The following is a 24,250-nucleotide window of genomic DNA, read 5'->3' on the forward strand; positions in this document are numbered from 1 at the left end:
CTCACCTCAGGAAGGAATCCCCCGATGTCCGTCACTCCGAAATTGCACCAGACCGTGCTTGCCGCCGCGCTTGCAGCCGCGTTGGCCATGCCCGTCATGGCCGCTGGCCCCGCAGCCCCGGCCACCGCCAGCGCGTCGTCCGCCTGGGTCGAGTCCAGCAACCGCAACGCGGCCATCGTGCTGGCGGCGCAGGCGCAGTTCTCGCCCGAAGATGCCTCCGACAGGGGCCTTGCCCGGTACGACGGCCTGGCCGCCGACCTGGGGCCGGACATCACCGGGCGCCAGGTGGCGGCCCTGCGGAAGGCGCGCGCGCAGTTGCAGCAGAAGCTGGAACTGGAACGCGACGAACGCATACGCCAGGACCTGGAAATTCTGATCGGCGCCGTCGACCAGGAAATCGCCGGCACCGAGCTGGAAGCCAGATACACCCTGCCGTGGGTCGATGTGCCGCAGATGGTCTTTGGCAGCATGCAAAGCCTGCTGCAGGAGCAGCGTCCGGCCGCGCGCCGCGCCAAGGCGCTCGAGCGCCTGCAGCGCTATGTGGGCCAGTTCCCGGGCAGCACGCCGATCACGCAGCAGGCGAAGGCGCGCTTCACGGAGAAAATCGGCACGCCCGGCCTGGCCGGTCCCGTGCGCCTGCAGGTGGCGCAGTCGCTGGAAAACGTGCCCACGTATATCGCCGGCATCCGCAAGCTGTTCGCCGACATGCACATCGCGGGCGCCGAACCGGCGCTGGCCGCCATGGAGCAGCAGCTGAACGAATATGCGGCATGGGAAAAGCAGGTGGTGCTGCCCTTGTCGCGCACGGATTTCCGCATGGCGCCCGAGCTGTATGCGTTTCGCCTGAAGCAGGTGGGCATCGACATCGAGCCGCGCGCGCTGGTGGAACGGGCGCAGGTGGCCTACCTGGAAACGCGCGCCGCCATGCAGGCGCTGGCGCCCGTGGTGGCGGCCAGGCTGGCCTTGAAGGGCGTCGACGGTAGCGACTACCGCCAGGTGCTGCGCGCGCTGAAGAGCGATTCCATCCCCAACGCGCAGCTCGAAGCGCACTACAAGGGCGTCAATACGCAGCTCGAGGAACGCATCGCCCGTCAGCGCGTGGTCGATATTCCCGCGCGCGCCATGACCATGCGCCTGGCATCGGATGCCGAATCGGCAGCCCAGCCGGCGCCGCATATGCGTCCGCCTCCGCTGATCGGCAATACGGGAGAACACGGCCAGTTCGTCCTCCCCGTCAGCAATCCGGCCGCCAGCGGCAAGGGCGAGGCGTATGACGATTTCAACTTCGCTGGCGCGGCCTGGACCCTGAGCGCGCACGAAGGCCGCCCTGGCCACGAACTGCAGTTCAGCGCCATGGTGGAGCGGGGCGTGTCGCAGGCGCGCAGCCTGTATGCGTTCAACAGCGTCAACGTGGAAGGCTGGGCGCTGTACGCGGAAGCGGAGATGATCCCGTACGAGCCGGCCGAGGGCCAGTTCATCGCGCTGCAGTTCCGCATGCTGCGCGCGGCGCGCGCCATGCTCGATCCGATGCTGAATCTGGGACAAGTCACGCGCGAAGAGGCGGGCCGCATCCTGACGGATGAAGTGATGCTGTCGAAACCGATGGCGCGCCAGGAGCTGGACCGCTACACCTTCAACATGCCGGGCCAGGCGGGCAGCTATTTCTACGGCTATACGCGCATCCTGCAGCTGCGCGCGGAAACGGAACTGGCGCTGGGAGACCGATTCGACCGCCTGGCCTTCAACAACTTCCTGCTGGGACAGGGCTTGCTGCCGCCGGACTTGCTGGCCAAGGCCGTGCGCGAACACTTCATCCCCGGGCAGAGAAAAGCCAGGGGCTGACGCCATCCCACACAGCATGCCATACTGGCGTCCCTGAATTAATGACGTGAGCGTGGCTGCATGTGGCGTGGGATCGTATCTGGTTTGCTGGCCGGCGCCTTCTGGGGCGCCGTTTTCATTGTGCCCGTCTTGCTGCCGGATTTTTCTCCGGCCGAGCTGATGGTGGGCCGCTACCTCTGTTACGGCGCGCTGGCGGCCGGCCTGATGCTGCCGCGCCTCTTGCCCCTGCTGCGCCGGCTGCGGCGCGGCGACTGGCTGGCCATGCTGCGCCAGGCGCTGGCGGGCAACGTCGTGTATTACCTGCTGCTGGCGTATGGCGTCAAACTGGCCGGCGTGGCGCCCACCTCCCTGATCATTGGTTTGCTGCCCCTGAGCGTGACGCTGTTCGGCCACAAGGACCACGGCGCGCCGCCCTTGCGCCGCCTGGCGCTGCCGCTGGTGGTGGTGGCCGCGGGCATCGCCTGCATCAATGTCGATATCTTCAGCCATGCAGGCGGCGCGGGCGCGGACGGCGCCAGCCTGGCGCACAGGCTGGCGGGCGTGCTGTGCGCCATCGGCGCGCTCGCGTGCTGGACCTGGTATGCGCTCGACAACGCCCGCTTCCTCAAGCGCCATGCGCATGTCAGCGCCGCGGAGTGGGCCATGCTGTATGGCCTGGCCAGCGGCGTCATCGCGCTGATCGTGGGCGCCGTGATGCTGGCGCTGCAGCCCGCGGGTGGCCTCGATGGCGGTCCTGCGCGCGACTGGCCCCGCTTCTGGCTCGTCTGCCTGCTGCTGGCGCTGGGCGCTTCCGTGATCGGCAACTACCTGTGGAACCTGGCGTCGCGCCGGGTGCCCGTCACCCTGTCGGGCCAGCTGATCCTGTCGGAGACCCTGTTCGCGCTGCTGTACGGCTTCGTCTACGCGCAGCGCATGCCGCGCCCGCTGGAGTGGGCGGCCATGCTGCTGCTGACGGCGGGCGTGCTGTGGTCCGTGCAGCGGCATGCGCACGAGGAGGGAAAAGGGCGTGGGGCAGGGCGGACGTAGCGAAAAATACATCGTTGCCAGTCCGCCGTTTGCCCTGGGCGGGCCGTATAATGACGCTCATTTGCCGGCCATTCAGGGAGTTCCGCTTGCAGCTACCGATCCGTTATCCGAACATGCCGCAACTGCTGCTGAAGGCGCGCGACAGCCTGCTCCAGCATTTCCGCCCCATCCTCAATCACTTCGGCGTGACGGAGCAGCAGTGGCGCATCATGCGCGCACTCAACGAAAGCCCCACCCTGGAACCGCGCGAGCTGTGCGAGATCTGCCAGATTTCCAGTCCCAGCATGAGCGGCATCCTGGCGCGCATGGAAGAGATCGGCCTGATCGGACGCAGCAAGTTCGAAGGCGACCAGCGCCGTCGCAAGGTGCACCTGTCGGAAGCGGGCGCCAGCCTGCTGCTGCAGATGGGTAAACTGATCGACTTGCAATATGAACACCTGGAAGCGGCCTACGGCAAGCAGGTGTTCGAAGACATGCGCCGCACCCTGGAAGCGTTTATTGCCCTCGAAACCCTGCCGGTGGCGCCCGCCATCCTGCGCTGAACCCCGAACTTTTCCTTGCCTGAGCATCCATCGGACGCGTGTTTTTCGACACGCGCCGCCGCTGCTTTTGCCATGCCTGTTCCGCACATTGCCGCGGCCTGCCGGGCTTGTGCCCGCGCACCTGTCAGTTTTGCTATAAGACCAATCAATGTTTTGCTATAAGACTACGGCTTACTGTAAATCACTTATATGTGAGTAAATAAGCGTATAATTTGCCTCACTTGATCCAGATCAAGAAGAACAGCGGAACCCCCATCGCTGATGGGGCGGCAACGCGGCGCCACAGCCTGTACCCGCCATCGTGGTGGCGGTACTTGCCGGGCGTACAATAAAACAGGAAAGTCAGGAAAAAAATGAACCATACATGCATGCGCGCTGCGGCGCTGGCCGCCTTTTCACTTATCGGCGCAAACGTTTGCGCCCAAAGCAATGTCACCATCTATGGCGTGGTCGACGCTGCCACCGCGTACGCGAGCAACCAGGGCGGCAATTCGAATACCTATATGCGCAGCGGCAATTTGTCCGCCAGCAAGATCGGTTTCCAGGGCGTGGAAGACCTGGGCGGCGACCTGAAGGCGCTGTTCCTGCTGGAAAACGGCTTTGAAAGCGATACGGGCGCGCAAAGTTCGGCCAGCGCCCTGTTCAACCGCCAGGCTTACGTGGGCCTGCAATCGGCAGCCTACGGCAGCGTGACGGCGGGCCGCCAGTACACGCCGTACTACCTGCTCGTCGGTTCGCTGGCGTCGAGCAACGTCTTGACGGGCGCCACCGGCGCGCACCCGGGCGATATCGACGGCCTCGATACGACCGTGCGCATCAGCAATTCCGTGACCTACAGCATGCCCGCCTGGCGCGGCCTGCAAGCGAGCGCGCAATACGGCTTCGGCGAAGCGGCCGACGGCAATGCCGCGGGCAGCAGCTTCAGCGCCGCCGTCAAGTACAGCACCTCGCCGGCCGAATTCGCGCTCGGCTACCTGAAACTGAAAAATGGCCAGAACGGTACTGGCTGGAGCGACAAGGCCTCGGCCAGCTTCGGCATCTCGGCCATCAACCAGGGCTACGCCTCGGCGGACAGCATCGAGTTCATCGCCGCCAGCGCGCGCTACACGATGGGCAAGTGGATGGTGGGCGCCAACGCCAGCAACGTGCAATACCAGGCGGGCAGCCATTCCACGTTCCGCGACACGGCCATCTTCAACACGGCCGGCCTGATCGCCAGCTACCAGTGGACGCCGCAGTGGTTCCTGTCCGCCGGCTACAGCGACACCTTCGCCAGCCGCGCCAACGGCGTGTCGGACCGCGCGCGCTACCGCCAGCTGTCGTTCGAACAGAATTACGCGCTGTCCAAGCGCACGGCGATCTACCTGATCGAAGCGCGCCAGCTGGCGCGCGGCCAGACCCTGGGCCAGAACGGCGCCATCGTCGACGCCGTCGCCTCGGTCGGCGATTCGCAAAACGGCACGCCGTCGTCGAACGGCGGCCAGACGGTGGTGATGGTCGGTCTCAAGCATTCTTTCTGAACGGTTGCTGAACTCACGGGAGCTTCAATTGGACGCTACACACAACAAGGAGGGCCGCGGCCCCCTGAATCCCGGCCGCCGCATGGTGCTGGCCGGCTTGCTGTCGGCTTCGGCCGCGGCGCTGATTCCCTGGGCGCTGGCCGAACCGGTCGCCAATGCGGAGCAGGGCGCCTTCCTGGGCGTGTCGGCCATGCTGGTCGGGCGCCAGGTGCTCGATCCCGTGCTGGCCAGGCGCCTGTATGAGGCGCTGGTGGCGCAGGATGCCGCCTTCCCCGCCAAGGTGCGCGCGCTGCTGGCCCTGATCAATGCGCAGGGCTTGCAGGCGGCCGGCCTGCAGGAAGCGCTCGATGCGCTCGACCCGGCCCAGTCGCCGCTGGCGGCCCTGCCGCGCCAGATCGCCAGTGCCTGGTACCTGGGCATCGTCGGCACGGGCGAGGCGGCCGTCTGCGTCGCCTACGAGCAGGCGCTGAACGCGGCCGTCGTGGCCGACGTGCTCAAGCCCCCCACGTATTCCTACGGCGCCTACGGCAGCTGGGCCAGAAAACCAATTTAAGGAGCCATCATGGCTGAAGAACTCTCCGCCGATTACCTCGTCATCGGCTCCGGCATCATCGGCTCGCTGGCCGCGCGCAAACTGGCGCTGGCCGGCGCCTCGGTACTGATCCTGGAAGCGGGCCCGCGCGTGTCGCGCGGCGAAATCGTCGCCCGTTTCCGCAACACGACGCGCCGCAGCGACTGGATGTCGCCCTATCCGTCGGTGGCCACGGCGCCGCACCCGATCTACCAGCCGAAGGATAACGGCTACCTGGTGCAGGCGGGCCCGTACCCGTATCCGGCCGAATACATCCGTCAGTTCGGCGGCACCTCGTGGCACTGGGCCGCGCAGGCCTGGCGCAACGTGCCGAACGACTTCCGCATCCACACCTTGTATGGCGTGGGCGTCGACTGGCCCATCAGCTATGAAGACCTGGAGCCGTTCTACCAGGAAGCGGAAGAGATCATGGGCGTCTCGGGCGCGGAGAACACGGGTTCGCCGCGCAAGCAGCCATTCCCGATGGATGCCGTGACGGAGCCGTACGCCATGCGCCGCATCCGCGAGCGCCTCGACCCGTCGTTCAAGGTGGTCGGCAACACGGTGGCGCGCAACAGCGTCAGCTACGATGGCCGCCCGGCCTGCTGCGGCAACAACAGCTGCCAGCCGATCTGCCCCATCGACGCGCAATACCACGGCGGCATCGCCGCGCAGCAGGCGGAAGACGCGGGCGTCAGGATCGTCTGCAACGCCAATGTCTACAAGCTGGAACACGACGCGCAGGGCCGCATCACGGCCGCCCTGTACTACGACGTGGATAAAAAAAGTCACCGGGTCACGGCCAGGACCTTCATCCTGGCCGCCAACGGCATCGAAAGTCCCCGCTTGCTGCTCGTTTCCGCCACGGACAAGTACCCGAACGGCCTGGCCAACAGCAGCGACATGGTGGGCCGCAACCTGATGGACCACCCGAGCACCTCGATCACCTTCGACGCCGATGAAGACCTGTGGCTGGGCCGGGGCCCGCAAAGCCCCAATTCCATCAACACCATGCGCGACGGCGACTTCCGCAGCCAGCATTCGCCATACCGCCTGGATTTCACGAACATTTCGCGCGTCGATGGCGCGACCAGGGAGTTGATCGGCAAGGGCGTGTTTGGCGCGGAATTCGAGCAGCAGCTGCGTTTCCGCTCGGCGCGCGAAATGAGCCTGAAAAACGTGCTGGAAGTGCTGCCGAACCCGGAAAACCGCATCGCGCTCAGTAGCGAAAAAGATGCCATGGGCATCCCCAAGCCGCAGGCGCATTATGCGATCGACGAGTACACGAAACGGGGCCACGAGCGCTCGAAGCAGGATTTCGAGCAGATCGCCAAACTGATGGGCGGCACCAATCTGCGCCACAGCAAGGAAGGCGTGTTCGCCAACAACCAGCACATCTGCGGCACCCTGTCGATGGGTTCCGATCCGGCCAAGGCCGTGTGCGACCAGTGGGGCCGCACCTTCGACCATGCCAACCTGTTCCTGTGCAGCACCGGCGTGCTGCCCACGTCCGGCACCTGCAATTCGACGGAAAACGGCCTGGCCGTGGCACTGCGCACCGTCAAGCATATCCTCGACGAACAACAGGGAGGAACAGCATGATGTCGACCTTCAGAATGGCGGCCGGCGCCGCCTTGCTGGCATTGGCCTTGCCCGTGCTGGCGGCGAACGCCCCTGGCGCCGACGTGCAGGCCATCGAACGTGGCCGCTACCTGGCGACGGCGGGCGACTGCATCGCCTGCCACAGCGTCCCTGGCGGCAAGCCGATGGCGGGCGGCCTGGCCCTGGCCACGCCGCTGGGGGCCGTCTATGCCACCAACATCACGCCGTCGACAACGCACGGCATCGGCAACTACACGCTCGAGCAGTTTTCCGACGCCGTGCGCCATGGCGTGCGGGCCGACGGCGCGCACCTGTACCCGGCCATGCCCTACACGGCCTACGCCAAGGTGACGGATGACGACACGGCCGCCCTGTACGCCTACTTCATGCATGGCGTGGCGGCGGTGGACACGGCGCCGGCAACACAGACGGACTTGCCGTTCCCGTTCAACATCCGCCTGTCGATGGCGGGCTGGAATCTGCTCTTCCTCGACAAGAAGCCGTTCGTGGCCGATGCGGCCAAGAGCATGGAGTGGAACCGCGGCGCCTACCTGGCGCAAGGGCTGGCCCACTGCAGCACCTGCCACACGCCGCGCAACGCGCTGATGGCCGAGCAGCTGTCGAAAGAGCTGGGCGGCGCCGACCTGGGCACCTGGTTTGCGCCGAACATCACCTCGGACGCCAACAGCGGCATCGGCAGCTGGAGCCAGCAAGACCTGGTCGATTACCTGCGCACGGGCCGCACCGCGCACCGGGGGCAGGCTGCCGGACCGATGGCCGAAGCCATCGACCATAGCCTGAAGCACCTGAGCGACGCGGACCTGAGCGCCATCGCGCACTACATCAAGAGCGTACCCGCCATCCGCGACAAGGCGGATACGAAACCGGTGACGCAATGGGGCCAGGCGGGCGACGAGCTGGCCGCCATCCGCGGCGTGCCGCTGCCGCAGGACTTGAACAAGATGTCGGGTGCGCAGCTGTACGATGCGCAGTGCGCCAGCTGCCACCAGGCGAGGGGCGAGGGCAGTTTCGACGGCAGCTTGCCGCCCTTGTTCCACAACTCGGCGACGGGCCGCAGCAACAGCAACAACCTGGTGATGGCGATCCTCGATGGGGTGGAGCGGCAGGATGGCAAGGGTAATCATACTGCGGGACATTTGATGCCCGCCTTCCGCCAGACCCTGTCGGACGAGCAGATCGTCACCCTCGGCAATTACGTGCAGACGATGTACGGCAATCCTGACGTGAAGGTGACGGCGGAGCAGGTGACGACCCTGCGCAACGGCGGTCCTGCCTCGAACCTGATCGGCCTGGCCCGCGCCGGCATCATTGTCGGCGTGCTGGTGCTGCTGGCCTTGCTGCTGTGGTGGCGGGGACGCCGTCGCAAGGCGGCGTAAGCGTCCAGCCGCAGCAAAGGCCGGGGCCAGACTGGAAAGTCTGGCCCTTTTTTTGCTTCATAATTGCAACTCGTTTGCATATGCGGAACTTATGTACTATCATGAGTTACATGAGACGCGACAGCAAACTATCATCGATCCTCCATGTGCTGCTGCACATGGCCCACGCGGGACGCCCGATGACGTCCGAGGAACTTTCCGGCTGCCTGGACACCAACCCCGTGCTGGTGCGGCGCGTGATGGCCGGCTTGCGCGAGCGCGGCTACGTGGCCTCGGTCAAGGGCCATGGCGGCGGCTGGCGTATCGTCTGCGACCTGCACAGGGTGACCCTGCAAGACATCTACGTGGCCGTGGGTTCGCCCACCATCTTCGCCATGGGCAACCGCGTCGACCAGCCGGGCTGCCTGGTGGAGCAGGTGGTCAACCAGTCGCTGGCCGGCGCCTTCGACGAGGCCGAGGCGCTGCTGATCCGGCGCTTCGGCGCCGTCACCCTGGCCGACCTGGCCGGCCGTTTCAGCCAACAATATGCCATCCACCCAGGAGCACCCCATGCACATCTTTGACGTCATCATCGTCGGCGGCAGCTACGCCGGCCTGTCCGCCGCCACGCAACTGGCGCGCGCCCGCCGCCGCGTGCTGGTGATCGACGGCGGCCAGCGCCGCAACCGCTACGCCAGCCATTCCCACGGTTTCCTGACCCAGGACGGCAGCGGGACGGCCGCCATCGCCGCCGAGGGCAAGGCGCAGCTGCTGGCGTATGCCACCGTCACCTGGCTGGACGGCACGGCCGTGCAGGCGGCGGCCAGCCCCGATGGCGATGGCTTCGACGTGATCCTGGCGGACGGCAAGGTCGTTCACGGCCGCCGCCTGGTGCTGGCCACCGGCGTGATCGACGAGCTGCCGCCCGTCGATGGTTTGTCCGAGCGCTGGGGCGCCAGCGTCTTTCACTGCCCCTATTGCCACGGTTATGAACTGGAGCAGGGCGCCATCGGCGTGCTGGCCACGGGTCCCCTGTCGATGCACCATGCGCTGATGCTGCCCGACTGGGGCACGGTCACTTTTTTCCTGAATGGCGCGTTCGAACCCGATGCGGCGCAGCTGGCGCAACTGGCCGCGCGCGGCGTGACGGTGGTGCGCACGCCCGTGGCGCGGATCGACGGCGTGGCCGACGTGGTCATGGCCGACGGCAGCCGCCATGCGATGGCCGGCCTGTTCGTGGCCACCCGCACCCGCCTGGCCAGTGCCCTGGCTGTGACGCTGGGCTGCGCGCTGGAAGAGGGTGCCATGGGGCCGTTCGTGCGCACCGACGAGCTAAAGGCCAGCAGCGTGCCCGGCGTCTTTTGCTGCGGCGATGCGGGACGGATGGCCGGCAGCGTGGCGTTCGCGGTGGCCGACGGCGCCATGGCGGGCGTGGCGGCGCACCGTTCGCTGATGTTCGGGCTGGATCAGGCGGCAAAACCGCCGTCGATCTTCAGCCCCGCGCCCGTGACGAAGGCCGCTTCGTCGCTGGCCAGGTAAGCCACCATGCCGGCGATTTCATCGGCCGTGCCGTGGCGGGGCAGTGCCATCAGGCCGTGCATCAGGTCGGCGAAGTCGCCCGTGGGCGGGTTCATGTCGGTGGCGACGGGGCCCGGTTCCACGTTGTTGATGGTGATGCCGCGCGGCCCCAGGTCGCGCGACAGGCCTTGCGTCAGGCCGCTCAGCGCCGATTTGCTCATGGCGTAGGCGGCCGCGCCGCCGAACGGCATGCGGTGCGCATTCGTGCTGCCGATATTGATGATGCGCCCGCCCGTCTGCATGTGCGCCACGGCCGCCTTGATGGCCACGAACACGGCGCGCACGTTGACGGCAATCGTCTTGTCGAAGTCCGCCAGCGAAAAATCATCGATGGCGCCGGGCAGAAACACGCCCGCGTTGTTGACGAGGATGTCCACACGGCCAAACTGCGCCGCCACCTTGTCGATGGCGGCCGTCAGGGCCGCGGCGTCGGCCGCATCGGCTTGCACGCCCAGCGCCTTGCCGCCAGCCGCTTCCACCTTGGCCGCCAGCGCCTGCGCTTCGGCGGCCGAGCTTTGATACGTGAAGACGACATTGGCGCCCTGGCTGGCCAGGCGGCGCACGATGGCCGCGCCGATGCCGCGCGAGCCGCCCGTCACAAAGGCGATTTTGTCTTGCAGTGGGAAAGAGGTGCTGGTGGTGGCTTGGGTTTGCATGATGTGCTTTCTAAAGGAAGAGTCGAGGAATTCAGTATCTGCCTTTCATTGCCTGCGCGCTAGCCATGAATCGCTACAATTACTTTCAACTCTAAGTATCAGCTGGGCGGGTAGAATAGGCGCATGGATGCCCTCAATCATTTGCAATCGTTTGTGCTCTCCGCCGAGCTGGGCAGCTTTTCGGCGGCCGCGCGCCGCCTGGGGCTGACGCCGGCGGCCGTCAGCAAGAACGTGGCGCGGCTGGAAGCGAGCCTGGGACTGCGGTTGTTCCAGCGCAGCACGCGCCGCCTGACCCTGACGGAAGGGGGCGAGCGTTTCCTGCAGCAGATAGGCGGCGCCCTGTCCACCCTGCGCGAGGCGATCGCCGGCGTGGCGGAAGAGGGCGGCCAGCCGGCCGGCATCCTGAAAATCAGCATGGCGCCGTCGTTCGGGCGCAGCTATGTCGTGCCCTTGCTGGGTGACTTCATCGCGCGCTACCCGGGCGTCATTCCCGACTGCCATTTCGACAACCGGCAAGTGGACTTGATCGGCGAAGGATTCGATGTCGCCATCGGCGGCGGCATCGAGCTCACGCCCGGCGTGGTGGCGCGCGAACTGGGTCACGCCCATGTCGTCGCCACGGCGTCTCCCGCCTTCATGCGCGGCAAAGCCATGCCCGTCCATCCTTCGGACCTGGCGCAGCTCGATGGCGTGGCGCGCCGCTCGGCCGGCAGCGGCCGATTGCGCAGCTGGATATTGCGCGACGGTTCGGGCGGCGAAGGCGTGGCCGAATGCCGGCCGCGCGCCATCTTCGACGATCCGGAAGCGATGGCGCAGGCGGCCATCCTGGGCGTCGGCGTGGCGCTGCTGCCCATGCCGCACGCGCTGGCCCATTTGCGCAGCGGCGCGTTGATCCGCTTGCTGCCCGGCTGGCATGCCGATTCCGGCCCCCTGTCCGTGTACTATCCCAGCAAGAAGCTGCTGCCGGCGAAGACGCGCGTCTTCGTCGATTTCTTGCTGGAGCAGTTCCGCCAGCGCGATTTCGCCGCGCAGATACGGCCCGATTAAGCGATAGAGAATTCCCATGCATAGCAGTTACAGCCTGTTTTACACCTTTGACGGCGATCAGCCGGACCGTTTCCGGGAAGCGCGCGTCTTCGGCGCGACCGTGTGGACGGCCGCCGGCGCGGCCATGACGTGGGGCGAAGAGACGCGCAACGATTACGCCAGCGAAGCGCAGGCGCATGCCGCGTACGCGGCCCACTGTCATGCGGCACTGGCCGACGGCTACGTGCTGGCGCGCGAAAGCGTCATCGACCCGGCCGCATTCGATTTCGCGCTGCTGCAAAGCCTGGTGGCGGACGCCGCGCGCCTGGCTTTTGACTGCGTGCGCCGTGCGCATCGCGACCAGCACATCGACGCTTTCGCGCTGGTGAGCGACGACAGCGCCATGACCATCGGCCCCATGGCGAACAGCCGCGAAGCGCTGGCCGCCTCGGAATACGGCGAAGAGATGCGGTGGAACCCGGCCGAGTGGGCTTTTGACGAGGGCGGCGCCTACTTCGACAGCGCCTACCGCCTGCTGCTGCAGGCGCACCGCGGCTTGCCGTTCGACGTCGCATTCGTGACCTTCCGCACCGGCGTGTTCGACGCCTGCATCGCGGCGCTGGCGCAGCTCGATGCCGAGGGATACTTCGGCACGGGCGCGCAGCGCGACGGGAGCGTGCTGCTGTTCGAGGTCAGCGACAGCGAGCCGGTGGAAGGCGCGATGGCGCGCTTGAATCCGCCGGCCGTGGTGGCGCGTTTCGAGGCGTGGATGGCCAGCTGGGAAGAGTGAAGCTTACGCCGCCACCAGCCTGAGTCGCGTAATCTCCGCCGGCGCGCCGATGCGTTTCGGCGGCCCCCAGTATCCCGTGCCGCGGCTGACGTAAATCCACAGGCGGCCGCGCCGGTGCAGGCCCGCCACGTAGGGCTGCTGCAGCGGCACGAACAGATTCCACGGCCAGAATTGTCCCCCGTGCGTGTGGCCGGACAACTGCAGGTCGTAGCCGGCCGCTTCGGCCTCGGGCGCGCTGCGCGGCTGGTGCGCCAGCAGGATGCGGGGGATATCGGCTGGCGCGCCGGCGATGGCCGCTTGCGGGTCGCTTTTCTGCGCCGGATCAAAGGCGCCGGCATTGAAATCGGTGACGCCGGCCAGCGCCAGGCGCGCGCCGTCGTGTTCGAGCACCGTGTGCTCGTTCATCAGCACGCGCAAGCCCAGGCGGCGAAATTCTGCCACCCACGGCGCGGCGCCCGAATAGTATTCGTGGTTGCCCGTGACGAGGAAGACGCCATGGCGCGCGCGCAGCTCGCCCAGCGGCGCCGTATGGCTGCCCAGTTGCGCCACCGTGCCGTCGACCACGTCGCCCGTGATGGCGATGACGTCCGCCTGCAGGCCGTTGGCGCGCGCGACGATGGCGTCCACATAGGCGCGCTTGATGGTGGCGCCCACGTGGATGTCGCTCAGCTGCACGATGCTAAAACCCTGCAGGGCGGCCGGCAGGCCGGTAATCGGTACCGTCACTTCGCGCACGCGCGCCACACGGCGGGCGTTGATGAAGCCGACGACGGTGGCCAGCAGCGCCAGGGCTAGCGCCGCCACGGCCGAGGCCTGGGCATGCGGGCGGGTGGCGGGAACCAGCATCAACAGTTCGCGCAGCATGGTGAGCACGAACAGCGAGGAAAAAAAGCCCATGCACAGCGAACCGGCCCAGCTCAAACGGTCGGCCAGGCGCGCATCGTTGGTGACGGCGCGGGCGAAGATGGTCATCGGCATCAGCATGGTCGAGGCCAGCAAGACGGCGCCGCCCAGCAGCCAGCCGGCCAGGCCGATGGGCAGCGCAGGCAGCAGCAGCCAGCCCAGCAGGGCATGCAGGGCGCCCAGTATCATGGTGATGCGCAGCAGCGGCGTGCGGGTTTTCATGTGATCGTTCCAATGGTGGGGGACCCGGCGCGGCGGATGCGATGCGGCGCCATCGCCGGCCGCCGATTATAGCCGACGCCTCGGCAACCGGCAGCCGGCTAGCCCGCTCATGGTGCGTTCATGGTGTTATTTGCAGCCCCAGCATGGCCAGCTTGCCGAAATCGACCGGTTTGGCGAAGTGCTCGTTGAACCCGGCCTGCAGGGCCGCCTGGCGGTCGTGTTCCTGGCCATAGCCGGTCAGCGCCACGAGCTGGAATTGCTGCGGTATCGGCAACTGACGCAGTTTGCCGGCCACGTCGTAGCCGCTCATGTCGGGCAGGCCGATGTCGAGAAAGACGATGTCGGGCTTGAATTCCAGCGTGCGCTCGGTCGCCTGCGCGCCCGTGTAGGCCGTGCGCACCGTGTGGCCGTACATTTCCAGCAGTTCGGCCAGGGTGTCGGCCGCATCGCAGTTGTCGTCGACGACGAGGATGCGCTGGCTGCCGCCGCTGGCCGCCTCGGGCGCCGGCGCGGCGGCGGGTGCTGGCACGTTGGCGTCGAGGGGCAGGATCACTTCGAAGGTGCTGCCCAGCCCCACGCCGGGACTGTGCACGCTGACCTGGCCGCCGTGCAAGGTCACCAGGTTGCGCACCAGCGACAGGCCGATGCCCAGTCCGTCCTGCACCCGGTCGGGCGAATGGCCGCTTTGCTCGAACAGGCCGAAGATGCTGTCGATGCTGGCGGCGGCGATGCCGATGCCGTTGTCGCTCAGGCGGATGCGCACGTTGTCGCCTTCGCGCGCGGCGGAAATGGCGATGCGCCCGCCCGGCGCCGTGAACTTGGCCGCGTTGAGCAGCAGGTTGGCGACGATCTGCGACAGGCGCACGGCGTCGCCGCAGACCCACAGTTCTTCCTTGGGCAGGTTCACGTCGAGCGCATGGCCGCGCGCCTCGACGCTGTGCGAACTCGTTTCCAGCGCGCTGCGGATGACGCTGGCCAGGCTCACGCTTTCCCATTGCAGCGAGATCTTGCCCTGCGAAATGCGCGACACGTCGAGCAGGTCGTCCACCAGGCGCACCAGGTGGTCCGTGTGGCGGCCGATGGTGCGGCGCGCATTGTCCTGCGCGGCCGGCACGACGGGGTCGAGCTTGCACAACAGGGCCAGCGCCGTGCGGATGGGGCCCAGAGGATTGCGCAATTCGTGCGCCAGGGTGGCCAGGAATTCATCCTTGCGGCGGTCCACGTCGCGCAGCGCGCGCTCGACCCGGCCCAGGCGCAGCAGCGCCTTGACGTTGGCGATCAGTTCATCGGCCTCGATCGGCTCGACCAGGTAATTGTCGGCGCCGCCATCGAGGGCGCGGATCTTGTCGGCCGTGCCGATGCACGAGGCCGACGTCTGCAGCACCAGGATGGTGTTCGTCTCGGCGCCGCCCTTCAGTTGGCGGCACACTTCCAGGCCGTTGATGTCGGGTAGCTTGACGTCGAGCAGGATCAGGTTAGGGCGGTCCTGGCGCGCGCGCAGCAGCGCGTCGCCTCCGTTCGAGGCTTCGATGACCTTGAAGCCGGCGCGTTTGAGGATGCGCGATTTGGCGTAGCGTGCGCCATCGCTGTCATCGACGTTCAGGATCAGAGCATCGCTGTTGTTATCCGGTAGCATGCGCATTGTCCCAGGTGGTTGTGCCTTGCGGCGGAACCGGCTCTTGCCGGTGATGTTGGTTGCCGATCAGTGCGCGCAGGGTCGCCAGCAATTGCTGGCGCGACAGCGGCTTGACGTAATAGGCGTCGGCGCCCAGGGCCAGGCCCTTGCGCACGTCGTCGATCTCGGTGGCGACGATGACGGGTACCTGGCGCCGCAGCGGGTCGTTTTTCAGCTCGGCCAGCCAGTGCCAGGCCGTTTCGCCGTGCAGCAGGATGTCGAGGATGACGGCGGCCGGGCGCTGTTGTTCCCAGCGTTCCTGCGCCTCGCGCACGCTGCGCGCGGGGACGACGCGAAACTCGCTGCCGGCCAAGAATTTTTCATACAGCAGGCGCACGGGCGGATTGTCTTCCACCACCAGCACGCCGATGCGCTGGTCGTTGCCATTGTCGTTGGCCGGCGCGCTCGGCGGCAGGCTGCCTTCGGGCGCATGGTAGCTGGCGGGCAGGACCACGGAAAACAGCGAACCGTGGCCCGGCGTGCTGTCCACGGACACCGTGCCATTGAGCAGGGTGGCCAGGTTGCGGCACAGGGGCAGGCCCAGGCCCGTGCCCTTGACCTTGCGCTGCATGTGGTTTTCCACCTGGCTGAATTCCTCGAAGATCAGCTGCACGTCCTCGGCATCGATGCCCAGGCCCGTGTCGGAGACGGAAAAGCGGATGGCGTCCTGCTCCGGCAAGGGCGTGGCGCTGACGATGATGGCGCCGGCCTCGGTGAATTTGAGGGCGTTGGAGATGAAGTTGCGCAGGATTTGCGACAGCTTGCCTTCATCCGTATGGATGTGCAGTGCCGGATCGGGATCGATGAAGGTGAGCGTGAGCGTATCGGACACCAGCAGCGGCCGCAGCATGCCGCGCAGGGCGCTGAACAGGTCGGCCACCTGGAAGCTGTTGGCGTGCACGTCGACCTTGCCCGCCTCGATCTTGGCCAGGTCCAGCAGATCGTTCACCAGGTCGCTCAGGCTGACGGCGCTTTGCAGGATGAACAGCACCTGCTTTTCCTGTTCCTCCGACAGTTCGCCGTCGATGCGGTCGAGCAGCAGCTTGGACAGCGCGCGGATGGAGCTGAGCGGCGTGCGGAATTCATGGCTCATGTTCGACAGGAAGCGCGATTTCATCTGGTCGGCGCGGCGCAGGTGGTCGGCCTTTTCATCGAGTTCCGCGAACAGCGCCACCACGCCCCGGTTGGTGTCTTCCAGCTCGCGCGTCAGCTGCAGCAAATCGTCCTGGCGCGTCTTCAGTTCGGCCAGGGTGCTCAGCAGTTCGCGGTTCTGCTGCTGCACCTCGGACAGCGTGATATCCGAGGGCAGCGCCTGCAGGCTGCCGGACAGGGCGCCGATGCTTTGCCCGTCGAGCAGGGGCGCGTCGCGCGGGAACAGCTTGTGCAGCGTGATCTGCGTGCCGTCGCCGGGCGCGCTGTGGATATGGCAGCGGTCCATCAGGCGCTGCGCGCCCAGAATGCCCAGGCCCATGCCCGTGGGCGAGCGGTAGGTGCCGGCCAGTATGCGGTCGAGCTGCGCGATGCCGGGGCCCTGGTCCTCGATGCGGATGCTGAGCACCTGCGGCGCCGTCTGGCCATCGATGGCGAAATGCACCTTGCCGCTGCCCGCGTAGTTGTAGACGTTGCGCGCCAGTTCCGACACGGCCGTGGCGATGCGTACCTGATCCTGCACGCCGAAGCCGCACAGGGCGGCGATCTGCCGCGCGCGCTGGCGTGCGCCCACCACGTCGAGTTCACTGCCGATATGGGCTGTCAATATGCGTTGTGTCATGCCCCACCTGTCCTTTCTGCTGTTTCTGCCGTTACAGCCTGATATTCCTCATGCTCGCGCAGCACCACCACCGTGACGTCGTCGCGCCCGCGCGCAAAATCGCGGTACAGCACGGCGGCGACCAGGCTGGGGTGGCATTGCGCCAGGCCCGGATACTGTTCCAGGTCCCAGCGCGTGTGCAAGCCGTCCGAGTGCATGATCAAGGTCGCGCCCAGCTGCCACGGATAGCAAAATTCCTGCACCTTGCGCAGATTGCTGCCGACGATGCCGTTATGCGACAGCAAATGCCGGCGCTGCTGCGCGTCGAAGGCGCAGGCGGCGATGTTGCCCACGCCGGCATAGCGCAATTCGCGGCGCGCGCTGTCGATGTGCGCCACCGCCATGGCCGCGCCGCGCGTGGTGCGCAGCGCGCCGTGGGCCAGTTCGATGAAGGGGGTGGGCAGGGGCGGCAGGCCGGGCGTGTCGTGTTCCAGCAGCGCGCTGGCGCGCTCCGACGCGCGCGCCGCCAGCGGGCCGTGACCCAGGCCATCGGCCACCATCAGGCTCAGTTCATGGCCTTCGCACACGACGTTCCAGGCGTCGCCGCACACTTGTTCCGAGGCCACCGGCAGGCACACGGCGCCGATGCGCCAGTTCGGATGGGCGGGAATGGCGCTGCTGGCGTTGGGGCCCCAGACCACCACCATCAGCACCGTGCCCTTGCCGGGCGCCGTGTACAGGTCGAATTCCTGGCCCAGGCGGCGTATCGCGCCCAGTCCCACGCCGTAGGTGCCCGTGGTGGAATGGCCATCCTGCATGTGCTGGCGCACATTGGCCATGCCGGGACCGTTGTCGATGGCCAGCACTTCGATGCCGCTGGTGCCGCCGCGCAGCACCTTGCGCAGCAGGATTTCACCGCGCTGCGCATGCTTGACGATGTTGGTGGCCGCCTCGCTGATGATGATGGCCAGCTGGCCCGTGCGCACGTCGTCGAAGCCGATGCGGCGCGCCAGCTCGTTGCCGGCGCGGCGGGCCGCGGCGATCTCGCTCGGTTCGCCGATGGGAAAACTTCTTTGCCTGAGAATGTCAGGCTGTGGTTCCTGGTGGTTCAAAACAGCTTCCATTTCGCGATGGTGACGGTGGTGCCCGCGCCGGGCGCCGTGTCGATGTGAAATGCGTCGGCCAGGCGCTTGGCGCCGCCCAGCCCCAGTCCCAGTCCGCCGCCGCTGGTATAGCCATCGGTCAGCGCCAGGGGAATATCGTCGATGCCCGGCCCCGCGTCGACGAAGCGCAGTTCCAGGCCCTGGCGCGCGCCATCGCTGACGCGCGCGATGCGCGCCTCGCCGCCGCCGCCGTAGCGCAGGGTGTTGCGCGCCAGTTCGCTGGCCGCCGTGATGATCTTGGTCTGTTCGATCAGGCCAAACCCCATGGCGACCATGCTGTCGCGCACCTGCTTGCGCAAGCGCACGACGTCCTCGTCGCTGTGCAGGGGCAGGATCTGCTGCAGCTGTTGCGCCCCCGCCTGCGCCCGCTCCTGTGCCTGCGCGCCTAGCACGGCGCCCCCGTCATGCGCATGCGCCGCTCCGTTCCAGCATCTTGATGCCCAGCTCCACGTTGAGCGCCGTGCTCACGCCTTCCAGGGTCAGCCCCAGTTCCACCAGGGTGATGGCGACGGCCGGCTGCATGCCGACGACGACGGTGCGCGCGTCGAGGATTTTCGCCATCGCCGCCGTGTTGCTGATCATGCGGCCGATGAAGGAGTCGACGATGTCGAGCGCGGAAATGTCGATCAGCACGCCCGTGGCGCGGTCCGTCACGATGCGGGTGGTCAGGTCGTCCTGCAGGGTCATCGCCAGGCGGTCATGCATGTCCACCTGGATCGTCACCAGCAGCAGCCGGCCCATACGTAAAATGGGGATTCTTTCCATAGGCGCCTCAGTGTTGTTGCTGCTGGTAGGTGATGCTGGAACCCGTGCGTTTCAGGGCCACGACGAAGGCGTCGGCCAGGGTGGCCTTGGTCATCACGTCTTCCAGGTTGACGCCGAGGTGCACGATGGTTTGCGCGATCTGCGGGCGGATGCCGCTGATGATGCAGTCGGCGCCCATCAGGCGCGCCGCGGCGATCGTCTTCAGCAGGTGCTGCGCCACCAGGGTGTCGACGGTGGGCACGCCCGTGATGTCGATGATGGCGATCAGGGCGCCCGTGTCGACGATCTTTTGCAGCAGGCTTTCCATCACCACCTGCGTGCGGGCGCTGTCGAGGGTGCCGATCAGGGGCAGGGCCAGCACGTTTTGCCACAGCTGCACCACGGGCGTGGACAGTTCCAGCAATTCCTGCTGCTGGCGCAATATCACCTGTTCGCGCGCCTTTTGGTAGATGGCGATGGTCAGCAGGCCCAGCTCGTCGAACAATTTGCTGGTGCTGACGATGGCGTCGCCCAGCTGATCCGGCTGGGCCGTGATTTGCTTGCGCAGGTAGGCGAACAGCGGTTCCTTGAGGGAGAACATGAAGCTGGCCGTGTCGATCGGCGAATAGCCCTGGCGCACGCGCGATTGCGATATTTCCGCCAGCAGCTGGCGCGTATCGTCCCAGGCGCCGCCTTCGATGTCGAACGAGTCGCCGCTTTCCAGCGCGCCCGCCAGCAGCGGCAGGAATTGCGACGCCTGCTGGCGCAGTTCGTTTTCGGCGATCTTGTCGCGCCGCACCAGGCGGGCGATCAGGCCGGCCATCCAGCCGTCCAGCAGTTCCGTGTGGTGTTGGCTGATGATGCTGGCCAGTTGCTGCGCCTGGCCCATGCCCGCTTTGATTTTCATGCTGATCCTTGGCTGAAGTGGAGGGTGCGGCGCGGCCGTGAATGGATGCGCGCTGTGATGAATAAATTATAGGCAAGCACGATTGTGGCTTGTGTTCTGTGCCGCACATAGTGGCGCATGTCGATGTACATTCCTGTGGGAAACATTGGCGCTTTTAAAGATGCATGTAGTTTGCATGTTTAAGCGAATTCCGCTACACTGGGAACACTCAACAAGAGAAACACGCCATGAATATCGACAAATTCAAACAGCAGCACCTGGCCATCCTGGCCGCCATCGACGACTTGCGCCGGCTGGCGCGCGGCGGTGTCGCCGCCCAGGCGCAGGCCATCGCCGAACAGATCGTCGCCATGAGCGGCTTGATCAAGCTGCACCTGGCCGTCGAGCAGCGCTACCTGTACCCGGCCGCGCAGGCGTCCGGCGTGGCCACGGTGGCCCGGCTGGGGCGCCAGTATGAAAACGAGATGCACGGCATCGCCGGCGCCTACCTCGATTTCGCGGGCCGCTGGAATACGCCCGTGCGCCTGGCTGCCGAACCGGACGCCTTCCGCAGCGAAGCCAATACCGTGCTGCACGCGCTGTTCCGGCGCATGCGGCGCGAGGATCACGATCTTTATCCCGCCATTGAATCACTGGCCTGAAAACCACCTGCTCATCTATCTAAAGGAATTCCACATGCTGACCCAAGAACAACGCGCCATCATCACGGCCACCGTCCCCATCCTCGAGCAGGGCGGCGAAGCGCTGACGCGCCATTTCTACAAGAACCTGTTCCGCGATCATCCCGAAGTGCTGCCGTACTTTAACCAGGCGCACCAGCACAGCGGCGACCAGCAGCGCGCGCTGGCGAATGGCGTGCTGATGTATGCCAAACATATCGACCAGCTGGAAGCGCTGGGCGACCTGGTGGCCACCATCGTCAACAAGCACGTAGCCCTGCAGATCCGCGCCGAGCACTACCCGCTGGTGGGCGCCAGCCTGCTGCAGGCGATCCGCGAAGTGCTGGGCGAAGAGGTGGCCAGCGACGCCGTCATCGACGCCTGGGGCGCGGCCTACGGCCAGCTGGCCGATATTTTGGCCGGCGAGGAAGGGCGCATCTACAAGGCGCAGGCGGCCGCACCGGGCGGCTGGAGCGGCGCGCGCGACTTCACCGTGCGCAGCAAGACGGTGGAAAGCGGCGAGATCACGTCCTTCCTGCTGGCGCCCGCCGATGGCCAGCCCGTGCTCGACTTTGCGCCGGGCCAGTACATCGGCGTGCTGGCCACCGTCGATGGCGTGCCCATGCGCCGCCAGTATTCGCTGTCGGCCGCCAGCAATGGCCAGACCTACCGCATCAGCGTCAAGCGCGAAGAGGGCGGCAAGGTGTCGAATTTCTTCCATGACCACGTGCAGACGGGTGATACCGTCCAGCTGACGCCGCCATCGGGCGACTTCGTGCTGAGGGATGGCGACAAGCCGCTGGTGCTGATCAGCGGCGGCGTGGGCATCACGCCCACGCTGGCCATGCTGACGGCGGCACTGCGCGGCACGCGTCCCGTGCATTTCATCCACGCGGCGCGCCACCAGGGCGTGCATGCGTTCCGCGCGCAGATCGATGCACTGGCCGCGCAGCATCCGCAGCTGCAGCGCTACTACTGCTACGCGGAACATGACGGCGAGCAAGACGCCCCGGACGCCATCGGCTTGCTCAATAAAGAGCGGCTCGGTCACTGGCTGCCCGCCTCGCGCGACGTCGATGCCTATTTCCTGGGGCCGCAGCCGTTCATGCGGGCCGTCAAGCAATACCTGCGCGAACTGGGCGTGCCGGAACAGCAGACGCACCATGAATTCTTCGGACCGGCAGCCGCGCTGAACTGACCTTGCCTGCCGTGTGTTGTCCCTGCGAGAAAAAAACGCCGCCGTAAGGGGCGGGTAAGCCTCGCGCCGTATTGTGAATGCAAGCTCGACAAGAAAAGAGCAGGCTCACATAACGGAGGCAACACATGCATGACGATCTGGTACAAAAACTCAAGAGCGATCCCAACTATCATCGGCTGGTCCGGGTGCGCTCGCGCTTCGGCTGGGCCCTGACGGGCCTGATGATGCTGGTGTACTACGGTTACATCCTGCTGATCGCGTTCGACAAGGAATTTCTTGCCGCTAAAACCGGCGCCGGCGTGATGACCTGGGGCATGCCGATCGGCCTGTTCGTCATCGTGTTTACCGTGGTGATCACGGGCATCTACGTGCGCCGCGCCAACAAGCAATTCGACGACCTGACCAGCGCCATCCAGGCACGGGTGCAGGCATGAATCGCGCCCCATCGATGCAACGCACATTTTCCTGCCTGGCAGCCCTGACCTTGCTGGCGAGCGCCAGCAACAGCGTGCTGGCGGCCGGCGCCGACCTGGGCCAGGCAGTCAAGCAGCCCACCAACTGGACGGCCATCATCATGTTCGCCGTCTTCGTCATCTTCACCCTGTTCGTCACCAAATGGGCGGCCAAGAAGACCAAGTCGGCTTCCGATTTCTACACGGCCGGCGGCGGCATCACGGGCTTTCAGAACGGCCTGGCCATCGCGGGCGACTATATGTCGGCCGCATCGTTTCTCGGCATTTCCGCCGCCGTCTTTTTGAACGGCTACGATGGCCTGATCTACGCCATCGGCTTTCTCGTCGGCTGGCCCGTCATCACTTTCCTGATGGCCGAACGCCTGCGCAACCTGGGCCGCTACACCTTTGCCGACGTGGCCGCCTACCGATTCAAGCAGGCACCGATCCGCATTTTCTCGGCATCCGGTACCCTCGTCGTCGTGGCCTTCTACCTGATCGCCCAGATGGTGGGCGCGGGCCAGCTGATCAAGCTGCTGTTCGGCCTCGAATACTGGATCGCCGTCGTGCTGGTCGGTACCTTGATGATGATCTACGTGCTGTTCGGCGGCATGACGGCCACCACCTGGGTACAGATCATCAAGGCCGTGATGCTGCTGGGCGGCGCCACCTTCATGGCCGTGGCCGTGCTGGCGCAATTCAACTTCAGCCCGGAAGCGCTGTTCGCCAAGTCGGTGGACGTGCATGCCACCAAGGAAGCCATCATGGGCCCCGGTTCCTTCATCAAGGACCCGATCTCGGCCATCTCGTTCGGCATGGCGCTGATGTTCGGTACGGCCGGCCTGCCGCACATCCTGATGCGTTTCTTCACGGTGCCAAGCGCCAAGGAAGCGCGCAAGTCCGTGTTCTGGGCCACCACCTGGATCGCCTATTTCTACATTCTGACCTTCATCATCGGCTTTGGCGCCATCGTGCTGGTAAGCACCAATCCCGAGTTCAAGGATGCGGCCGGTAAATTGCTGGGCGGTAACAACATGGCGGCCGTGCACCTGGCCAAGGCCGTGGGCGGCAACGTCTTCCTCGGCTTCATGTCGGCGGTCGCGTTTGCCACCATCCTGGCCGTGGTCGCGGGCTTGACCCTGTCGGGTGCGTCGGCCGTGTCGCACGATCTGTATGCCACCGTCATCAAGAAGGGCAAGGCCACGGGCGCCAATGAATTGAAGGTGTCGCGCGTGACGACGATCGTGCTGGGCATTATCGCCGTGGTGCTGGGCATCGCCTTTGAAAAGCAGAATATCGCCTTCATGGTCTCGCTGGCCTTCGCCATTGCCGCTTCGGCCAACTTCCCCGTGCTGTTCATGTCGGTGCTGTGGAAGGATTGCACCACGCGGGGCGCCACCATCGGCGGCTTCCTGGGCTTGATCACGGCCGTGGCGCTGACGGTGGTGTCGAAGTCCGTGTGGGTCGACGTGCTCGGCCATGGCGAAGCGCTGTTCCCGTACGCTTCGCCGGCGCTGTTCTCGATGACGGCGGGCTTCGTCGGCATCTGGCTGTTCTCGGTGCTCGACAAGAGCCCCCGCGCGCGCATCGACCGTGCAGGCTACGAAGCGCAGCAAATGCGTTCGGAAACGGGCATCGGCGCGGCAGGCGCCAGCGCGCATTGATGTTTTAGGTAGTTACTGCAGCAAACAATGCCCGGTTCGCCGGGCATTGTTGTTGGCTATGTCACCGTCAAATGTGGGAACTCGCCCAGCGTTGCCTTCAATAATGTTTCTGGGGAGCGGATGCGCCCGGCGTCCAGTATCCAGCGCCACCCCAGGTAATTCGGCAGATAACGGCTGGCCACGCCATGGAAGATGCGCAGCCAGCCGCGCAAGCGGCTGTGATACGCGTTGACGTTCTGCACGTGGGCGGCGCCCTGCACGCGGATGCCGGCACGCAAGTTGACGGCCTGATGACTGATGCCCGCTTCACGCGCGAAGGCGCGATAGGCAGCGTGGCCGTCGGTCATCAGCAAGACGTCCTTGTCGATCACGGGTGGCAGGCAA

At 66.1% G+C, this 24,250-nt stretch carries 24 protein-coding genes; 15 read left to right on the forward strand and 9 right to left on the reverse strand.

Annotated elements, in window-relative coordinates; genetic code table 11:
• Nucleotides 1–24: 24 nt before the first annotated feature.
• The 9 genes from ACQ4WQ_RS07760 to ACQ4WQ_RS07800 all read left to right on the forward strand — a co-directional run bounded on the left by ACQ4WQ_RS07760 (nt 25) and on the right by ACQ4WQ_RS07800 (nt 10,018).
• Nucleotides 25–1,842, forward strand: a complete 1,818-nt coding sequence (locus ACQ4WQ_RS07760; protein WP_436495889.1) for a DUF885 domain-containing protein — start codon at nt 25–27, stop codon at nt 1,840–1,842.
• A 60-nt stretch (nt 1,843–1,902) separates the two neighbouring features.
• A complete protein-coding gene (locus tag ACQ4WQ_RS07765; RefSeq protein ID WP_436495891.1) occupies nt 1,903–2,868 on the forward strand; it encodes a DMT family transporter in 966 nt (321 codons plus the stop codon).
• Nucleotides 2,869–2,954: 86 nt separating this feature from the next.
• Nucleotides 2,955–3,410, forward strand: coding sequence for a homoprotocatechuate degradation operon regulator HpaR (hpaR, locus tag ACQ4WQ_RS07770; protein ID WP_251348489.1), 456 nt, complete (start codon nt 2,955–2,957; stop codon nt 3,408–3,410).
• 353 nt (nt 3,411–3,763) lie between these two features.
• Nucleotides 3,764–4,930, forward strand: coding sequence for a porin (locus ACQ4WQ_RS07775; RefSeq protein ID WP_436495893.1), 1,167 nt, complete (start codon nt 3,764–3,766; stop codon nt 4,928–4,930).
• Between the two features lie 28 nt (nt 4,931–4,958).
• Nucleotides 4,959–5,483 carry a sugar dehydrogenase complex small subunit gene (locus tag ACQ4WQ_RS07780; protein WP_436495895.1) on the forward strand — a complete coding sequence of 175 codons (525 nt, stop codon included), beginning with the start codon at nt 4,959–4,961 and terminating at the stop codon, nt 5,481–5,483.
• 9 nt (nt 5,484–5,492) lie between these two features.
• Complete coding sequence (locus tag ACQ4WQ_RS07785) at nt 5,493–7,103, forward strand: GMC family oxidoreductase (RefSeq protein WP_436495897.1); 1,611 nt, start codon at nt 5,493–5,495, stop codon at nt 7,101–7,103.
• A complete protein-coding gene (locus ACQ4WQ_RS07790) occupies nt 7,100–8,500 on the forward strand; it encodes a c-type cytochrome (protein ID WP_436495899.1) in 1,401 nt (466 codons plus the stop codon). The genes ACQ4WQ_RS07785 and ACQ4WQ_RS07790 overlap by 4 nt, the downstream gene beginning before the upstream one ends.
• 110 nt (nt 8,501–8,610) lie before the next feature.
• The gene (locus tag ACQ4WQ_RS07795; RefSeq protein ID WP_436495986.1) at nt 8,611–9,063 is read left to right on the forward strand and encodes an RrF2 family transcriptional regulator; all 453 of its coding nucleotides are present in this window, start codon (nt 8,611–8,613) and stop codon (nt 9,061–9,063) included.
• Nucleotides 9,050–10,018 (forward strand): NAD(P)/FAD-dependent oxidoreductase, encoded by a 969-nt coding sequence (locus tag ACQ4WQ_RS07800; RefSeq protein ID WP_436495901.1) that lies wholly within the window; start codon nt 9,050–9,052, stop codon nt 10,016–10,018. Before ACQ4WQ_RS07795 ends, ACQ4WQ_RS07800 begins: the two co-directional genes overlap by 14 nt.
• On the opposite strand, the gene ACQ4WQ_RS07805 is transcribed toward ACQ4WQ_RS07800, so the two are convergent.
• On the reverse strand, nt 9,946–10,713 hold the full coding sequence (locus ACQ4WQ_RS07805) for an SDR family oxidoreductase (RefSeq protein WP_436495903.1): 768 nt from the start codon (nt 10,711–10,713) through the stop codon (nt 9,946–9,948). The two genes, ACQ4WQ_RS07800 and ACQ4WQ_RS07805, sit on opposite strands and share 73 nt — an antisense overlap.
• Nucleotides 10,714–10,836: 123 nt before the next feature.
• Here ACQ4WQ_RS07805 and ACQ4WQ_RS07810 point away from each other — a divergent pair, with 123 nt between their 5' ends.
• A complete protein-coding gene (locus tag ACQ4WQ_RS07810) occupies nt 10,837–11,760 on the forward strand; it encodes a LysR family transcriptional regulator (protein WP_436495905.1) in 924 nt (307 codons plus the stop codon).
• A gap of 16 nt (nt 11,761–11,776) precedes the next feature.
• Entirely contained in the window at nt 11,777–12,529 is a 753-nt protein-coding gene (locus ACQ4WQ_RS07815; RefSeq protein ID WP_436495907.1) for a DUF4303 domain-containing protein, read from the forward strand.
• A 3-nt stretch (nt 12,530–12,532) separates the two neighbouring features.
• Here the strand turns inward: ACQ4WQ_RS07815 and ACQ4WQ_RS07820 are convergent, their stop codons facing one another.
• From ACQ4WQ_RS07820 to ACQ4WQ_RS07850, 7 genes are all read right to left on the reverse strand, one after another.
• Nucleotides 12,533–13,654 carry a metallophosphoesterase gene (locus ACQ4WQ_RS07820; RefSeq protein WP_436495909.1) on the reverse strand — a complete coding sequence of 374 codons (1,122 nt, stop codon included), beginning with the start codon at nt 13,652–13,654 and terminating at the stop codon, nt 12,533–12,535.
• A gap of 118 nt (nt 13,655–13,772) precedes the next feature.
• On the reverse strand, nt 13,773–15,290 hold the full coding sequence (locus tag ACQ4WQ_RS07825; RefSeq protein ID WP_436495911.1) for an ATP-binding response regulator: 1,518 nt from the start codon (nt 15,288–15,290) through the stop codon (nt 13,773–13,775).
• Nucleotides 15,277–17,100, reverse strand: a complete 1,824-nt coding sequence (locus ACQ4WQ_RS07830; RefSeq protein WP_326457166.1) for an ATP-binding protein — start codon at nt 17,098–17,100, stop codon at nt 15,277–15,279. The genes ACQ4WQ_RS07825 and ACQ4WQ_RS07830 overlap by 14 nt, the downstream gene beginning before the upstream one ends.
• A complete protein-coding gene (locus ACQ4WQ_RS07835; protein ID WP_436495914.1) occupies nt 17,097–18,191 on the reverse strand; it encodes an ATP-binding SpoIIE family protein phosphatase in 1,095 nt (364 codons plus the stop codon). Before ACQ4WQ_RS07835 ends, ACQ4WQ_RS07830 begins: the two co-directional genes overlap by 4 nt.
• The gene (locus tag ACQ4WQ_RS07840; protein ID WP_326457164.1) at nt 18,188–18,634 is read right to left on the reverse strand and encodes an ATP-binding protein; all 447 of its coding nucleotides are present in this window, start codon (nt 18,632–18,634) and stop codon (nt 18,188–18,190) included. The genes ACQ4WQ_RS07835 and ACQ4WQ_RS07840 overlap by 4 nt, the downstream gene beginning before the upstream one ends.
• A 10-nt stretch (nt 18,635–18,644) precedes the next feature.
• Nucleotides 18,645–19,007 (reverse strand): STAS domain-containing protein, encoded by a 363-nt coding sequence (locus ACQ4WQ_RS07845; RefSeq protein ID WP_070218473.1) that lies wholly within the window; start codon nt 19,005–19,007, stop codon nt 18,645–18,647.
• A 7-nt stretch (nt 19,008–19,014) separates the two neighbouring features.
• Entirely contained in the window at nt 19,015–19,893 is an 879-nt protein-coding gene (locus ACQ4WQ_RS07850) for an STAS domain-containing protein (RefSeq protein WP_436495917.1), read from the reverse strand.
• A gap of 227 nt (nt 19,894–20,120) precedes the next feature.
• Between ACQ4WQ_RS07850 and ACQ4WQ_RS07855 the strand changes: the two genes are divergently transcribed.
• From ACQ4WQ_RS07855 to ACQ4WQ_RS07870, 4 genes are all read left to right on the forward strand, one after another.
• Nucleotides 20,121–20,534 carry a hemerythrin domain-containing protein gene (locus tag ACQ4WQ_RS07855; RefSeq protein ID WP_436495919.1) on the forward strand — a complete coding sequence of 138 codons (414 nt, stop codon included), beginning with the start codon at nt 20,121–20,123 and terminating at the stop codon, nt 20,532–20,534.
• Nucleotides 20,535–20,568: 34 nt separating this feature from the next.
• Nucleotides 20,569–21,750: an NO-inducible flavohemoprotein gene (gene hmpA, locus ACQ4WQ_RS07860; RefSeq protein WP_436495921.1), complete on the forward strand. Its 1,182-nt coding sequence runs from the start codon at nt 20,569–20,571 to the stop codon at nt 21,748–21,750.
• A 125-nt stretch (nt 21,751–21,875) separates the two neighbouring features.
• Nucleotides 21,876–22,184 (forward strand): DUF485 domain-containing protein, encoded by a 309-nt coding sequence (locus tag ACQ4WQ_RS07865; protein WP_326457161.1) that lies wholly within the window; start codon nt 21,876–21,878, stop codon nt 22,182–22,184.
• A gap of 14 nt (nt 22,185–22,198) precedes the next feature.
• Nucleotides 22,199–23,866 (forward strand): cation acetate symporter, encoded by a 1,668-nt coding sequence (locus tag ACQ4WQ_RS07870; protein ID WP_436495988.1) that lies wholly within the window; start codon nt 22,199–22,201, stop codon nt 23,864–23,866.
• 56 nt (nt 23,867–23,922) lie between these two features.
• Here the strand turns inward: ACQ4WQ_RS07870 and ACQ4WQ_RS07875 are convergent.
• The coding region (locus tag ACQ4WQ_RS07875; RefSeq protein WP_436495923.1) for an IS1595 family transposase at nt 23,923–24,250 on the reverse strand (328 nt) is incomplete at its 5' end.

Origin of the sequence: Janthinobacterium goodfellowi, from assembly GCF_051380695.1 — a bacterium.
Lineage (GTDB): Bacteria > Pseudomonadota > Gammaproteobacteria > Burkholderiales > Burkholderiaceae_D > Janthinobacterium.

Coding starts and splice junctions, on each gene's coding strand:
- ACQ4WQ_RS07775 (WP_436495893.1), top strand. CDS start 3,764: ATGAACCATACATGCATGCGCGCTGCGGCGCTGGCCGCCTTTTCACTT.
- ACQ4WQ_RS07865 (WP_326457161.1), top strand. CDS start 21,876: ATGCATGACGATCTGGTACAAAAACTCAAGAGCGATCCCAACTATCAT.
- hmpA (WP_436495921.1), top strand. CDS start 20,569: ATGCTGACCCAAGAACAACGCGCCATCATCACGGCCACCGTCCCCATC.
- ACQ4WQ_RS07870 (WP_436495988.1), top strand. CDS start 22,199: ATGCAACGCACATTTTCCTGCCTGGCAGCCCTGACCTTGCTGGCGAGC.
- ACQ4WQ_RS07800 (WP_436495901.1), top strand. CDS start 9,050: ATGCACATCTTTGACGTCATCATCGTCGGCGGCAGCTACGCCGGCCTG.
- ACQ4WQ_RS07855 (WP_436495919.1), top strand. CDS start 20,121: ATGAATATCGACAAATTCAAACAGCAGCACCTGGCCATCCTGGCCGCC.
- ACQ4WQ_RS07760 (WP_436495889.1), top strand. CDS start 25: ATGTCCGTCACTCCGAAATTGCACCAGACCGTGCTTGCCGCCGCGCTT.
- ACQ4WQ_RS07795 (WP_436495986.1), top strand. CDS start 8,611: ATGAGACGCGACAGCAAACTATCATCGATCCTCCATGTGCTGCTGCAC.
- ACQ4WQ_RS07830 (WP_326457166.1), bottom strand. CDS start 17,100: ATGACACAACGCATATTGACAGCCCATATCGGCAGTGAACTCGACGTG.
- ACQ4WQ_RS07820 (WP_436495909.1), bottom strand. CDS start 13,654: ATGAAAACCCGCACGCCGCTGCTGCGCATCACCATGATACTGGGCGCC.
- ACQ4WQ_RS07805 (WP_436495903.1), bottom strand. CDS start 10,713: ATGCAAACCCAAGCCACCACCAGCACCTCTTTCCCACTGCAAGACAAA.
- ACQ4WQ_RS07785 (WP_436495897.1), top strand. CDS start 5,493: ATGGCTGAAGAACTCTCCGCCGATTACCTCGTCATCGGCTCCGGCATC.
- ACQ4WQ_RS07815 (WP_436495907.1), top strand. CDS start 11,777: ATGCATAGCAGTTACAGCCTGTTTTACACCTTTGACGGCGATCAGCCG.
- ACQ4WQ_RS07790 (WP_436495899.1), top strand. CDS start 7,100: ATGATGTCGACCTTCAGAATGGCGGCCGGCGCCGCCTTGCTGGCATTG.
- ACQ4WQ_RS07825 (WP_436495911.1), bottom strand. CDS start 15,290: ATGCTACCGGATAACAACAGCGATGCTCTGATCCTGAACGTCGATGAC.
- ACQ4WQ_RS07845 (WP_070218473.1), bottom strand. CDS start 19,007: ATGGAAAGAATCCCCATTTTACGTATGGGCCGGCTGCTGCTGGTGACG.
- ACQ4WQ_RS07850 (WP_436495917.1), bottom strand. CDS start 19,893: ATGAAAATCAAAGCGGGCATGGGCCAGGCGCAGCAACTGGCCAGCATC.
- ACQ4WQ_RS07810 (WP_436495905.1), top strand. CDS start 10,837: ATGGATGCCCTCAATCATTTGCAATCGTTTGTGCTCTCCGCCGAGCTG.
- ACQ4WQ_RS07765 (WP_436495891.1), top strand. CDS start 1,903: ATGTGGCGTGGGATCGTATCTGGTTTGCTGGCCGGCGCCTTCTGGGGC.